This window comes from Bradyrhizobium sp. USDA3010 (assembly GCF_056429065.1).
The window spans coordinates 172,381-184,844 of record NZ_JBWJZD010000010.1; the positions used below are offsets into that span (position 1 = coordinate 172,381).

The 12,464-nt window shown below is 65.1% G+C and carries 10 protein-coding genes; 6 read left to right on the plus strand and 4 right to left on the minus strand.

Annotation, left to right across the window (positions count from 1 at the left end; all coding sequences use genetic code 11):
- Positions 1-133: 133 nt before the first annotated feature.
- From AC066Y_RS18125 to AC066Y_RS18140, 4 genes are all read right to left on the minus strand, one after another.
- On the minus strand, positions 134-1,363 hold the full coding sequence (locus AC066Y_RS18125; protein WP_478275061.1) for an MFS transporter: 1,230 nt from the start codon (positions 1,361-1,363) through the stop codon (positions 134-136).
- A 97-nt stretch (positions 1,364-1,460) separates the two neighbouring features.
- Entirely contained in the window at positions 1,461-1,976 is a 516-nt protein-coding gene (locus AC066Y_RS18130) for a PRC-barrel domain-containing protein (protein ID WP_478275062.1), read from the minus strand.
- Positions 1,977-2,020: 44 nt separating this feature from the next.
- On the minus strand, positions 2,021-4,222 hold the full coding sequence (locus AC066Y_RS18135) for an amylo-alpha-1,6-glucosidase (RefSeq protein WP_478275063.1): 2,202 nt from the start codon (positions 4,220-4,222) through the stop codon (positions 2,021-2,023).
- An 82-nt stretch (positions 4,223-4,304) separates the two neighbouring features.
- Positions 4,305-6,068, minus strand: coding sequence for an ABC transporter ATP-binding protein (locus AC066Y_RS18140; RefSeq protein WP_478275064.1), 1,764 nt, complete (start codon positions 6,066-6,068; stop codon positions 4,305-4,307).
- Positions 6,069-6,378: 310 nt separating this feature from the next.
- Here AC066Y_RS18140 and AC066Y_RS18145 point away from each other — a divergent pair, with 310 nt between their 5' ends.
- The 6 genes from AC066Y_RS18145 (at position 6,379) to AC066Y_RS18170 (ending at position 12,333) form a co-directional block, all read left to right on the plus strand.
- Positions 6,379-7,446, plus strand: coding sequence for a glycosyltransferase family 4 protein (locus AC066Y_RS18145; protein WP_478275065.1), 1,068 nt, complete (start codon positions 6,379-6,381; stop codon positions 7,444-7,446).
- A 303-nt stretch (positions 7,447-7,749) separates the two neighbouring features.
- On the plus strand, positions 7,750-9,003 hold the full coding sequence (locus tag AC066Y_RS18150; RefSeq protein ID WP_478275066.1) for an ABC transporter substrate-binding protein: 1,254 nt from the start codon (positions 7,750-7,752) through the stop codon (positions 9,001-9,003).
- A gap of 16 nt (positions 9,004-9,019) precedes the next feature.
- Positions 9,020-9,889, plus strand: coding sequence for a branched-chain amino acid ABC transporter permease (locus AC066Y_RS18155; RefSeq protein ID WP_097670375.1), 870 nt, complete (start codon positions 9,020-9,022; stop codon positions 9,887-9,889).
- The gene (locus AC066Y_RS18160; protein ID WP_478275067.1) at positions 9,889-10,875 is read left to right on the plus strand and encodes a branched-chain amino acid ABC transporter permease; all 987 of its coding nucleotides are present in this window, start codon (positions 9,889-9,891) and stop codon (positions 10,873-10,875) included. The genes AC066Y_RS18155 and AC066Y_RS18160 overlap by 1 nt, the downstream gene beginning before the upstream one ends.
- Positions 10,876-10,886: 11 nt before the next feature.
- Positions 10,887-11,636 carry an ABC transporter ATP-binding protein gene (locus AC066Y_RS18165; protein ID WP_478275068.1) on the plus strand — a complete coding sequence of 250 codons (750 nt, stop codon included), beginning with the start codon at positions 10,887-10,889 and terminating at the stop codon, positions 11,634-11,636.
- Positions 11,629-12,333 carry an ABC transporter ATP-binding protein gene (locus tag AC066Y_RS18170; RefSeq protein WP_478275069.1) on the plus strand — a complete coding sequence of 235 codons (705 nt, stop codon included), beginning with the start codon at positions 11,629-11,631 and terminating at the stop codon, positions 12,331-12,333. The genes AC066Y_RS18165 and AC066Y_RS18170 overlap by 8 nt, the downstream gene beginning before the upstream one ends.
- Positions 12,334-12,464: the final 131 nt, after the last annotated feature.

Consider the following 12,464-nt stretch of genomic DNA (forward strand, 5'->3'; position numbering starts at 1 on the left):
CGCGTCGATCCTTACCAGATCACGATTTTGGATTGATTAATCCACGGGACTATCGGCTCGTTCCGCCAGCAAATCATTCATATATGACGGCGCATGCATGAGGAAGGGTACCGCGGGGCCAAGCCTGCCTGCGTCATGCCGTCCGCCGCGTCTCCGGCATCACCAGCCAGATCATGAACAGCCCCAGCGCGGCGACGCCGGCCAGGCCCATGAAGGCGGTGCTGCTGCCGAGCTTGTCGCTGACATAGCCGGCCAGCACCGTGCTGAGCGACGCGCCGATGCCGACCGCGGTTCCGACGATGCCCTGCGCCAGGTTGAAATGGCCGCTGCCGAACGCCACGTCGGCCACGATCAGCGGCACCATGACACTGAAGATCGCCGCGGTGATGCCGTCGAAGATCTGCACCATGACCAGCAGATAGGGATCCCGCACCGTGGCGAACAACAGGCCGCGGATCGCGAGCGCGGCGAAGGCGATCAGGAGCAGCGGCCGCCGGCCCCAGGCCTGGGCCTTGCGGCCGACCGACGGCGAGCACAATGCGACGATCGCCTGCGGCACGATGATGCAGGCCGCGATCAGGACCGGCGCCCATTGGCTCGACCGTGTCGTCACCACGCCCGCCATCAGCGGCAGCATCGCGGCATTGGCGAGCTGGAACAGCATCATCGCGCCGGCAAAGATCAAGAGCGACCGCTGTCGCACCAGACCGACGATACTGGTAGCTCGTTTGTCGGGAACTTCGCGCTTCACCTCGCCATGGGCCTGCGCGATGTCGATCTCGCGCTCGCGGATCCGTGCCAGCGACAGCAATGTCGGGATCGCGAGCATGAAGGTCACGAGAAACACCGATCGGCTCGACAGGAAATAGCCACAGGCGCCCATCAGCGCTGCGGCCGAGCCGTTGCCGAGCGAAGCGAAGCGTGCATTGCGGCCGAGCCGCTCGCCGATCGCGAGCGGCCCGACCAGGCCGAGGCTGATCGCGGCGATCGCCGGACCCAGCACGCAGCTTGCGAGCGCGTGCAGTGTCGCGGCGAGCGTCACCACCGGAAAGATCGGCCAGAGCGCGTAGGCCAGCGCGGCGGCGCCGATGGCGGCCACCGCCCAGCCCGCAACGACCCGCTCCGAGCGCGCCGCATCGACGATCGCGCCGCCGGGCACCTGGCCCAAGAGGCCGATGATGCCGCCGATCGAGAGCACGAAGCCGATCTCGACCTGAGTCCATTTCTGTGTCGTCAGGTAGACCGCGATGAACGGGCCGAAGCCGGTTTGCACGTCGGCCAGGAAGAAGATGAACCAGTCGAGCCCACGCTGGCTTTCGCGCGACGGCGCTCGTGGTTCCTCCGGACCGGGCCGCTCGGGCACGAGCGGCACAATTTTGGTGCCGCCGGCTGATCGCTCGCCACGACCGTCGCCAACCGTCTCGAAAGTAGAGTTCGGACGCGCGACCAGCTTGAGCCCCCTAATGCTCGTAATCCCATGGATGGAGACTGCCGGCCGCGCCCAGCACGATCAGCGGCGTATCTTCCTTGTATTCCGGCGCAGCGCTGACCTGCTGCTTGTTCAGGTCGAGCGTGATGCTGTCGCTCTTGCTGGAAACGCCGGCGAAACGCAGTGCGTTCCAGTCGACCACGATCTTGCGGCTGCCGACGCCGAGGAAGCCGCCGAAATCGATCACGGCGGCGCGGACCTTGCCGTCGCGGTCGACGATGACGTCGACGATGCGGCCCATGTCCTCATTGGCGGAACTGCGCACGTCGCGCCCGAGAATGCCGTGCGCATCGCGCGCACCGATCACGGTCACCGAAGGCGGCGGCGACGGCTCCTTGGACGGTTCCTTGGCCTGCTCCTTCGGTGCAGCGGCTGCTGGCGGCGCAGGAGTTGCCGGCGGCGCCTTGCCTTCGTCGTCGGCGGCGCGGACACCCGCGCATGTCAGCAGCGCCGCTCCAACCAGCATCACCATGATCCTCGGACGCATATACCTCTCCCCCACGATTTCGCGCGCGTGCCGTGCGACGACGCTCAATGCGTCAGCACGATCGACACCTGGATCTGGCCGCGCGTGCGCAACACTTCGAGTGACACCTCGCCGCCGTGGCGGCGCAGCCGCAAATCGACACTGGATGCGCCGAGCCTGAGGTCGCGCAGCACCACGTCGTTGAGGAATTCCGGCAGCCGCGGATTGCGCAAGCGTATCTCGCCGCGCGCAATGTCGAACTCCAACCCGAGCGCGGCCTCCAGCAGCGTGAACGGCGTTGCGCTCGCCCAGGCCTGCGGAGCGCAGGCCACCGGATAAAGCACCGGGCCGCGCCGGCGCTCGCGGCGAAAGCCGCAGAAAAGTTCGGGCAGCCGCCGCAGCTCCATATAGCTCGCGGCATCGAACAGGCCCTTGAACAGATGCGCGACCGAATGCTTCAGGCCGTAGCGGGCAAATCCGAGGGCGATCAGCGCATTGTCATGCGGCCAGATCGAACCGTCGTGATAGGACATCGGGTTGTAGCGCGCCTCGCCCACGGCGACGGTGCGGATGCCCCAGCCCGAGAAGAATTTCTGGCTCATCAGATCGGCGGCAACCCGTCGCGCGCGGTCCTCCCGCACCATGCCGGAAAACAATGTCTGTCCGGCATTCGACGTACGCACCCTGCACTGCTGCTTGGCGCCGTCGAGCGCGAGCGCATAGGTGCCGAGCTCCTCGCACCAGAACGCCGCCTCGAACCGCTCGCGCAGCCGTTCGGCCTCCGCATCGAGCCTCAAAGCCTTGTCGGCAAAACCGAGCCGCCGCGCGGCTTGCGCGGCAAGCTGCTTGCCGGCGAACACATAGCCCTGCACTTCCGCAAGCGCGATATTGCCTTCGGCCAGAGTTCCGTCGGCGTGGAAGATGGCGTCGAAGGAATCCTTCCAGCCCTGGTTCCGCAGGCCCTCCTCGGTGGCGCGCTGATACTCGACGAATCCATCGCGATCGGGATCGCCCGGACCGTCGATCCATTGCAACCCGGCCTCGACCGCCGGCCACAGTTCGCGCAACGTCTCCACATCGCCGGTGCGCTCCAGATAGAGCCCCGCGAGCAGCACGAACAGCGGGGTCGAATCGACGCTGCCGTAGTAGTGCGCGAACGGCACCTCGCGCAGCGCGGCCATCTCGCCGCCGCGCATCTCGTGCAGGATCTTGCCCGGCGCGGCATCGGACAGCGGATCGACCGCCTTGGCCTGGAACAGCGCGAGCCGCTTCAGCACGCCCTTGGCGATCCGCGGATCGACCCACAGCATCTGCAGCGCGGTGATCAGCCCGTCGCGACCGAATGTCGTCGAATACCAGGGAATGCCGGCATAGGGATAACGGCCCTGCGGCGTCTCCGTCATCAGCATATTGAGGTCGGCCATCGCCTGGCACAGCACCTCGTTGAAGATGTTGTTCGAGGTCTCGATGCTGGCCGCACCAGCCGTCGAATTTCGCATCTCGCGGCGATGCGCCAGCAGCCCGCGGAAGAACGGCACCGGCTTCTGCATGATCGGCTTGTTGCAGGACACCGCGACGAACAGCGAGGTCACCTGCCCCGGCTCGAGGTCGAAATGATAGGTTGCGGTGTTGACCGACAGCCGGGTCGGCCGCGGATCGAAATGCAGCGCCGTGATCCGCGTCTGCTCGTCGAGGCCGCAATATTCCAGCACGACGTCGGTCGGGCCGAGCAGCTTGCTCGAGCCGATGCCGCGCCGCGGCCGCCGCTCGCCGCGCACCTCGAACAAATCGGCAAAATCATTGTCGAACAGCAGCGTCAGATCGAAGCTCGCGGCATCATCGCCGTGGTTCTGCAGGCCGATGCGCTGATAGGCGGTGCCGCGCCACAGGAAGATCGAGCGCACGATGTGCAGCGTGTCCTTCTGCAAGGTGAGACGGCCGTCGCGATAGACGTCGGAATTGGTGAGATCGACCGTCAGCGCCGAATTGTCGTCGCGCATGTTGGAGCCGAGCAGCAGCGGCTGCACGTCCTCCAGCACCATTTCCAGTCGCGCGAGGTAGCGCGTATCGGCATTGAACAGGCCGTCAGGCCCGCCGGCCGAGGCGCCGATATCGCCATGGCTGTCGAGCACGATGAAGGTGTCGTCATGCTTGAGCGAGCGCCGCGGCCGCGCCGCGGGCCCGGTCATCGGAATGTAGAACGGCGATTCTGCGACGTGCTCAGTGATGCGAGCAGTGATGATCTGCGTAACGACGTCAGCTGCCATCTGAACCTCTGGCGACTTTGCTTCCTGACTCTTGGTTCGAACGAACGCACCGGAACGCAAGACCGCGATTGATGACGCGGGGTCAGGCCGCGCTGGTGGAGAGGCGGCCCATCTCGCGCGCGACCAGGTCGCGGTAGGGACCCCTTCCCTTCACGAGGATATCGGGCGGACCGTCCTCGACGATCCGGCCGCCCTGCAGCACGAGCACGCGGTCGAAGCTGCGCAGCGTCGCGAGACGGTGCGCGATCGCCACCACCGTACGCCCGCGCATCAGTCGCGACAACGCCTCGCGGATCGCCTCCTCGGAGTCCGCATCGAGCGCCGCGGTGGCCTCGTCGAGCAGCAGGATCGGCGCATCCTTCAGGAAGGCGCGCGCGATCGCGATCCGCTGGCGCTGGCCGCCGGAGACTTTGACGCCGCGGTCGCCGACGACGGTGTTCATGCCCTCCGGCAGGCTTTCGATGAAGTCGCAGCGCGCCGCGATCGCCGCCCGCCGCACCTCGTCGTCGGTGGCGTCCGGCCGGCCGTAACGGATGTTCTCCAGGATCGACCGGTGGAACAGAGAGATATCCTGCGGCACCACCGATATCGCGGCGCGCAGGCTCTGCTGGGTGACGCGCGAGATGTCCTGGCCGTCAACCGTGATGTTGCCCTGCTCGACGTCGTAGAAGCGCTGCAGAAGGGTAAATAGTGTTGACTTGCCGCCGCCGGACTGGCCGACCAGGCCGACCCGCTGGCCGGGCTGGATGCGCAGGCTGAAGCGCTCGAACACCTGCAACCCGCCCGGATAGCGGAACGAGACATTGTTGAAGGCAATCGCCGCGCCGCTCTTCACCAGCGCCTCGGCCCCCGGATGATCCTTCAGCTCATGCGGCTGCAACAGCGTCGCCAGCGCCTCGGTCAGGCGGGCGACATGCTGGGTGACGTCGACCAGCGCAACGGCGAGATCGCGGGTGGCGCTGAGGATCGAGATGCCGAGCGTGCAGACCAGCACGACGTCGCCGGTGGTCGCTGCGCCCTGCTGCCAGAGATTGAGAGCCCAGGCCAGCATCGCGATCGTCAGAATGACGGTCACGGCAGCGTGAACGAGGCGAAGCTTTTCGAGATAGCGCAAGGAACGGCCGCGCGCCACGAGTTCCCGATTGACGGTCGCATCGAAGCGGTCGTGCTCGTAGCCGAGGCCGCAGAACGCTCGCACTAGCGGCAGGTTGTTGATGACGTCAACCATTTCGCCGTCCACGGCCGCCGCCCTGTTGGCGAAATCGTCATGCAGCGGCCTGCCCGCGGCCGCCATGCGGAACATGGCCACCACCATGGTTCCCGCAATCAGGATCAGCACCGCTGACATTGTCACGCTTACGGTTCCAACCAGGGTGATCGCCGCGAAGGTGGCGATGCAGGGCGGCAGCACATTCCATACGAACATGTTCTCGACGGTGTAGACCGCGTTCGACGTCGCCGTGATCCGGCTGGTCAGCATGCCCGGCAGCCGATCCGTGAAATAGCTCGGCGCGTGGCCGGTGAGATGTCGGAACATGTCGCGGCGAAGATCGCCGCTGACGCTGACGAAGGTGTAGCTCGCGGTCCAGCTCGCGATCCGCCACAGGAAGTTGTCGGCTGCGATCAGCGACATGAGCAGAGCGAATGCCAGCCATACGCCATTCGCGGCCGACGGTCCTGCCGACAATGCATCGACGAGATTCTTCACGCCGTATTGCGTGCCTACGGAGCAGGCAACCGCCGCAACGACGGCCGACAGAATCACAACATGCGACGGAAGCCGCCGGCGCAGATAGCGCAGCACAAAGGGGAACGGGCGATGCGCGTATCCTGACAGATGGTCCATGACGTCCTGCAAAAGTTGTTGAAGGTGAACGAGAAAATTTTAGTCGAAGCTCTCGTGCACGATGACGTGAAGGGCGGCGTTGGGATTCCTTGATGCAGCCATCACTGCGCGACAATTTTGCAACGCTGGCGTCGGCAAAAACGTGTTGGAGCGAGATGGCATCAGCAAGACCACAGTGTGATGGAAGAAAGAAGCGGCGGATCTCCCACGCCTAAGGAACCTCGCACGTGCGAGAACGTTCCCATCCTTGGCATGTCGCTGCCATCAGAGGGCTGAGGGCTCATCCACATCGCAAACAGGAGACGGAGAAATGCGCATCGCGCAGGTTGCCCCGCTGACAGAGGCTGTTCCCCCCAAGCTCTACGGCGGCACCGAACGGGTCGTGCACTGGCTGACCGAAGAACTTGTAACACTTGGACATGACGTGACGTTGTTCGCCAGTGGCGATTCCCAGACCTCCGCGAAACTCGATGCGACCTGGCCGAAGGCACTGCGGCTCGACGGCTCCGTCCGCGACCCCAACGCGCTGCACATGGTGATGCTGGAGCGTGTGCGGCAAAAAGCCGACGACGACGAATTCGACTTCCTGCATTTCCATCTCGACTACTATCCGTGGTCGGCATTCTCGCGGCAGCCGACGCCGTTCGTGACCACGCTACACGGACGGCTCGACCTGCCGGAGCACCAGCCCGTCTTCAACACCTTCTCCAAGATGCCGGTGATCTCGATCTCCAATGCCCAGCGGCGGCCGGTGCCGCAGGCACACTGGGTACGCACCATCCATCACGGCCTGCCGGAGAATTTGCTGACGCCGCAACCGGCCAAGCAATCCTATCTTGCCGTCCTCGGGCGCATCGCGCCGGAGAAAGGCGTCGATCGCGCGATCAAGATCGCGACCCGCTGCGGCATTCCGCTGAAGATCGCAGCCAAGGTCGATCGCGCCGACCAGGAATATTACGACGAGTTGATCAAGCCGCTGATCACCAGCAGTCCGCTGATCGAGTTCATCGGCGAGATCAGCGACCGCGAGAAGCCGGATTTTCTCAGCGGCGCGATCGGGCTGCTGGTTCCAATCGACTGGCCGGAGCCGTTCGGCCTCGTAATGATCGAAGCGATGGCCTGCGGCACGCCCGTCATCGCCTATAACCGCGGCTCGGTGCCCGAGATCATCGAGGATGGCCTGACCGGCTTCATCGTCGAGGACGAGATCAGCGCGATCTCCTCGGTCGGCCGGCTTTCGACGCTCAACCGCGACGCCATCCGCAAGCAGTTCGAGACCCGGTTCACCGCGCGCCGCATGGCGCTCGACTATCTCGCCGCCTATCGCAGCCTGATGGAGGCCAAGCCGCGCTTCAAGCTGGTGGCGAGCGCCGAATAGATAGCCGTTGCAGCGGCCGATCGAATGATCCGGCGGGCCGGCCGGCACCCCTGTGCCGGTCCGGCTGGTCATCGATTGTCAATAATACCGCCGCATCCGGCAGCAACTCCCACGCGGCGAACGGCTCTGATGCGTGCGTCGCTCGATTGCTGCGACGCACCAGTCGCAACGCGTTTCGCCCGTGGCCTCGGCCGATATCGCCTTTGCGATTGCCGAATTACGTGCTCTTATGCGCCCCGCTTGAGCAAAAATAATAAGCGAGCGGACCGAGCAACCGAGTCGCGCTCGCGCAGGGGGAACGCCATGACAGGGGACCGCAAGCCGTCGGCCATTAATAATGCAGCGCTGACCAAAGCCTCACGGACAAAGCTGACCCGCCGCAAGTTCCTGGTCAAAGCCGGCGGCGTGCTCGCGGCTGGCGCATTCGGCGCCGTCCCGCTGCGTGGCTGGGCCGCCGACCCGATCAATATCGGCGCGCTCTATCCGAGCACCGGCAGCATGGCGCAGATCGGCGTCGGCTGCGTCGCAGCAGCCAAGCTCGCGGTCGACATGGTCAACGAGGCCGGCGGCATCAAGTCGCTCGGCGGCGCCAAGCTCAACCTCATCGTCTCCGACGTGCAGAGCGACACCACGGTGACGCGCACCGAGACCGACCGGCTCATCACCGGCAACAAGCTGTCGGCGATCCATGGCTGCTACGCCAGCGCACTGACCTTGATCGCAAGCGAAGTCTGCGAGCGCGCCCGGGTTCCGATCATCACCGGATCGAGCTCCGACCAGCTCAACAAGGGACGCACCTACACCTTCACGCCGTTCGCGCGCGCCTCGCAATTCGCCAGGGCGCAGCTGCAGATGGCCAAGCTGGTCAGCGAGCAGGCCAAGGTCGCCGTCATCTTCGAGAACACCGCATTCGGCACCTCGACCTCGAACGGGCTGAAGGAGCTGGCGCCCGGCGAAGGCGTCGAGATCGTGATGTTCGAGCCCTACTCAGCCGGCTTCACCGACGCGAGCCCGCTGATCAACAAGGTCAAGGCCTCCGGCGCCAACACGCTGTTCTCGCTGTCCTACCTCAACGACCTCATCCTGATCGTGCGCACCGTGAAGCAGGTCGGGCTCAACATCGCGATCAATGGCGGCTCGGGCGGCTTCGTGATGCCGGACTTCTACAAGAATGTCGGCAAGGCCGCCGAGGGCCTGCAGGGCGTCGCGCACTGGAACCATGACGTCAACGACGATGCGCAGAAGGTCAACGCCGAGTTCAAGAAGCGCACCGGCGAGTTCGCCTTCGAATATGCCGGCGGCCTGGTCGCGCAGACCTTCATGCTGGCCGACGCGCTGGAGCGCGCCGCCTCCGCCGATCCCAAGAAGGTGCGCGAGGCGCTCTCGACGCTCGACGTCTCGTCGGGTTACGCGGCGATGGCCCCGGGCGGCAAGGTGAAGTTCGGTCCCGACGGCAAGAACGTCTACGGCCGTCCGGTCGGCGTGCAGTGGCAGAATGCCGACCTCGCCAGCATCTTCCCCAAGGAAGACGCCCGCGCCCCGCTGATGAAGACCTGAACCGCGGTCGCATCGCATGTGGGAGACACTGGCCCAGGCTGTGATCAACGGCCTGCTCATCGGGGGGATCTACGCGCTTGTCAGCATCGGCGTCACGCTGATCTTCGGCGTGGTCAAGATCGTCAATTTCGCCCAGGGCGAGTTCGTGATGATCGGGATGTATATCTCGTTCTTCCTCGCCACCCAGTTCGGCATCGATCCGCTGGTCTCGCTGGTCGTCTCGATGCCGGTGCTGTTCCTCGCCGGCGTCCTGATCCAGCACTTCCTGATCCGCAGGGTGCTCGGGCCGAACGACATGCCGCAGATCTTCCTGACCTTTGCGCTGTCGCTGCTGCTGCTCAATCTCTCGCTGATGTTGTTCAGCGCCAACTATCGCACCGTCCATACCTCCTATTCGGATGAAGCGTGGCACATCGGCGGGCTGTACATTCCGGTGGCAAAGCTGATCGCCTTTGCGGTCGCGATGGCGCTCAGCGGGCTGCTCTGGGTGTTCCTGCACACCACCGATCTCGGCCGCGCCATGCGTGCGGCGTCGCAGAACCGCGACGTCGCGATGCTGATGGGGATCAACCCCAACCGTGTGTTCGCTGTCGCGTTCGGCACTGCACTGGCGCTCGCCGGTGCCGCCGGCTCGCTGCTGATGCCGTTCTATTCGGCCTATCCATTCGTCGGCCAGGTGTTCGTGCTGATGGCGTTCGTCGCCGTCGTGATGGGCACGCTCGGCAATGTGATGGGCGCACTGGTCGCGAGCCTGATGATGGGCGTGGCGGAATCGCTCGGCATCCAGTTCGTCGGCGCGGACTCTGGCCTGATCGTCGTGTTCGCGCTGCTGCTGCTGACGCTTGCCTTCAGGCCGAGCGGCCTCGGCGCCAAAAGGGGCCGCTGATGCTGACCTCCGGCAACAAGAAATGGCTGTGGCTGGCAATCGGAGCCATCGTCATGCTCGCCCTTCCCCAGCTCGTCACCTCGTCGTTCGCGATCGACATCTTCATCCGCATCCTGCTGTTCTCCTTCATCGGCGTCGCCTGGAACCTGATGGGCGGCTATGCCAAGCAGCTGTCGCTCGGACACGCCGCCTATTTCGGGCTCGGCGCCTACACCTCGACCATCATGCAGGTGAACTACGGCATCTCGCCCTGGATCGGGATGATCGCGGGCGGCGTGGTCGCGATGCTGGCGAGCCTGCCGATCGGCTGGCTGTGCTTCCGCCTGCGCGGCCCCTATTTCACCATCGCCACCATCGCGACCGCCCAGGTGCTGATGCTGATCTTCCTCAAATTCCGCGATTTCGCCTGGGGCGCCGAAGGCACCACGATCCCGAACCTCGGCAGCGCGCCGCTGATGATGCAGTTCGAGGAGAAGTCGTCGTACTACTACGTCGTGCTGGGCTTGCTCGTGGTCGGCCTGTGGATCACCCACAGAGTGGAGAAGTCCTGGATCGGCTACTACCTCGTCGCGATCGGCGAGGATGAGGACGCGGCTGAGGCGGTCGGCGTCAACGCCCCGAAGGTCAAGCGCGAGATCTACATGATCAGCGCGTTCCTGACCGCGCTCGCCGGCACCTTCTACACCCAGTACATCTACTTCATCGATCCCGCGACCGCGTTCAGCTTCAGCGTCTCGATCGAGGCCGCGCTGGTCTCGATCGTCGGCGGCATCGGCACATTGTGGGGGCCCGTGATCGGCACCGTGCTGCTGGAGACCACCTCGGCGCTGCTGCAAAGCTGGCTCGGCAGCTCGGTCGGCGGCATCCAGCTCACGGTCTACAGCCTGATCCTGATGGCTGTAATCCTGTGGCGGCCGACCGGGCTGATCGGATTTGCGACCGACATCTATCACCGCTATGTCCGCCGCAAGCCGGCGCGCGCCTGAGGGTCGTTGCGATGGCAGAAGCATTGGTCATCAAGGATCTCAGCAAGCGCTTCGGCGGCCTGCGCGCGGTGCAGGACGTCAGCTTCACCGTGCAGGAGAACGAGACGGTCGCGCTGATCGGGCCGAATGGCGCCGGCAAGACCACGAGCTTTCATTTGATCACGGGATTTCATCGCCCGGACTCCGGATCTGTGCTCGCCTTCGGTCACGAGGTCGTGGGCTTGCGGCCACACGACGTCTGCGCGCTCGGCCTCGCCCGTACCTTCCAGGTGGCGAAGCCGTTCGGCGCGATGACGGTGCTCGCCAATGTCATGACCGGCGCCTTCCTGCGCGACCGCCATGTCGCTGCCGCACGCAAAAAGGCGCTTGAAGCAATCGAATTCGTCGGCCTCGGCGCCAGGGAGCAGACGCCGGCCAGGGACCTCACCACCATCGACCAGCGCCGGCTGGAGATGGCGCGCGCGCTGGCGACCCAGCCACGGATCCTGCTGCTCGACGAGGTGATGGCCGGGCTCAACCCGGCCGAGATCGACCAGGCGGTGGCGCTGGTGAAGAAACTGTCGGCGCGCGGCCTAACCATCGTGATCGTCGAGCATGTGATGCGCGCGATCATGGCGGTGGCCCGTCACATCGTGGTGCTCGACCACGGCCAGAAGATCGCCGAGGGTACGCCAAAGGAGATCGTGGAGAATCCGGAAGTGATCCGCGCCTATCTCGGCTCCTACGTGCATCCGCCGGCGCAGGGCGACGCCCATGCTTGAGCTCTCCCGCGTCAGCGCCAGCTACGGCTCGGTCCCCGCCATCACCGACGTCAGCATCTCCATCGGCGAAGGCGAAGCCGTCGGCCTGCTGGGGGCCAACGGCGCCGGCAAGAGCACGACGCTGCGCGCCGTCTCCGGCCTCGTCAAGCTGTTCGCCGGCAAGGTCACGTTCGACGGCGTCGACCTCGCGACGCTGCCGCCCTATCGCATCCCCGAGCTCGGCATCGCACATGTCCCGGAAGGCCGTCAGGTGTTTCCGGAAATGACCGTGCAGGAGAATCTCGAGATTGGCGCCTACACGCCGAAGGCCAAGGCGGATCGTGCATGTACGATGGAGCTCGTCTACAGCATCTTCCCGCGGCTCGCCGACCGCAGGAAGCAGCTCGCCGGAACCATGAGCGGCGGCGAGCAGCAGATGGTCGCCGTCGGCCGCGGCCTGATGCTGAAGCCGCGCCTGCTGATGCTGGACGAGCCTTCGCTGGGCCTGGCGCCTGTCATGACCGACGTGACCTTCGAGAAGATCGCCGAGATCCACAAGATGGGCACCGCGATCCTGCTGGTCGAGCAGAATGTCAGCCGCGCGCTGTCGCTGGTGCAGCGCGCCTATGTGCTGGAAAGCGGCAACGTGATCATGCAGGGCACCAGCGCCGAGCTTGCCAACAACAAGCAGGTCCAGGCGGCGTATTTGGGGATTTGAGGCATCGTCTGCCAACCCGTCATCCTGAGGAGCGCGAAGCGCGTCTCGAAGGATGCACGGCCGGACCGTGGCCGTCGACCCTTCGAGGCTCGCGCAAGAGCGCGCTCCTCAGAATAACGGTTGTAATTCGG

Excerpts from the sequence above, each read along its gene's own strand:
- AC066Y_RS18165 (WP_478275068.1), top strand. The coding sequence starts at position 10,887 with ATGGCAGAAGCATTGGTCATCAAGGATCTCAGCAAGCGCTTCGGCGGC.
- AC066Y_RS18145 (WP_478275065.1), top strand. The coding sequence starts at position 6,379 with ATGCGCATCGCGCAGGTTGCCCCGCTGACAGAGGCTGTTCCCCCCAAG.
- AC066Y_RS18135 (WP_478275063.1), bottom strand. The coding sequence starts at position 4,222 with ATGGCAGCTGACGTCGTTACGCAGATCATCACTGCTCGCATCACTGAG.
- AC066Y_RS18140 (WP_478275064.1), bottom strand. The coding sequence starts at position 6,068 with ATGGACCATCTGTCAGGATACGCGCATCGCCCGTTCCCCTTTGTGCTG.
- AC066Y_RS18160 (WP_478275067.1), top strand. The coding sequence starts at position 9,889 with ATGCTGACCTCCGGCAACAAGAAATGGCTGTGGCTGGCAATCGGAGCC.
- AC066Y_RS18150 (WP_478275066.1), top strand. The coding sequence starts at position 7,750 with ATGACAGGGGACCGCAAGCCGTCGGCCATTAATAATGCAGCGCTGACC.
- AC066Y_RS18170 (WP_478275069.1), top strand. The coding sequence starts at position 11,629 with ATGCTTGAGCTCTCCCGCGTCAGCGCCAGCTACGGCTCGGTCCCCGCC.
- AC066Y_RS18130 (WP_478275062.1), bottom strand. The coding sequence starts at position 1,976 with ATGCGTCCGAGGATCATGGTGATGCTGGTTGGAGCGGCGCTGCTGACA.
- AC066Y_RS18155 (WP_097670375.1), top strand. The coding sequence starts at position 9,020 with ATGTGGGAGACACTGGCCCAGGCTGTGATCAACGGCCTGCTCATCGGG.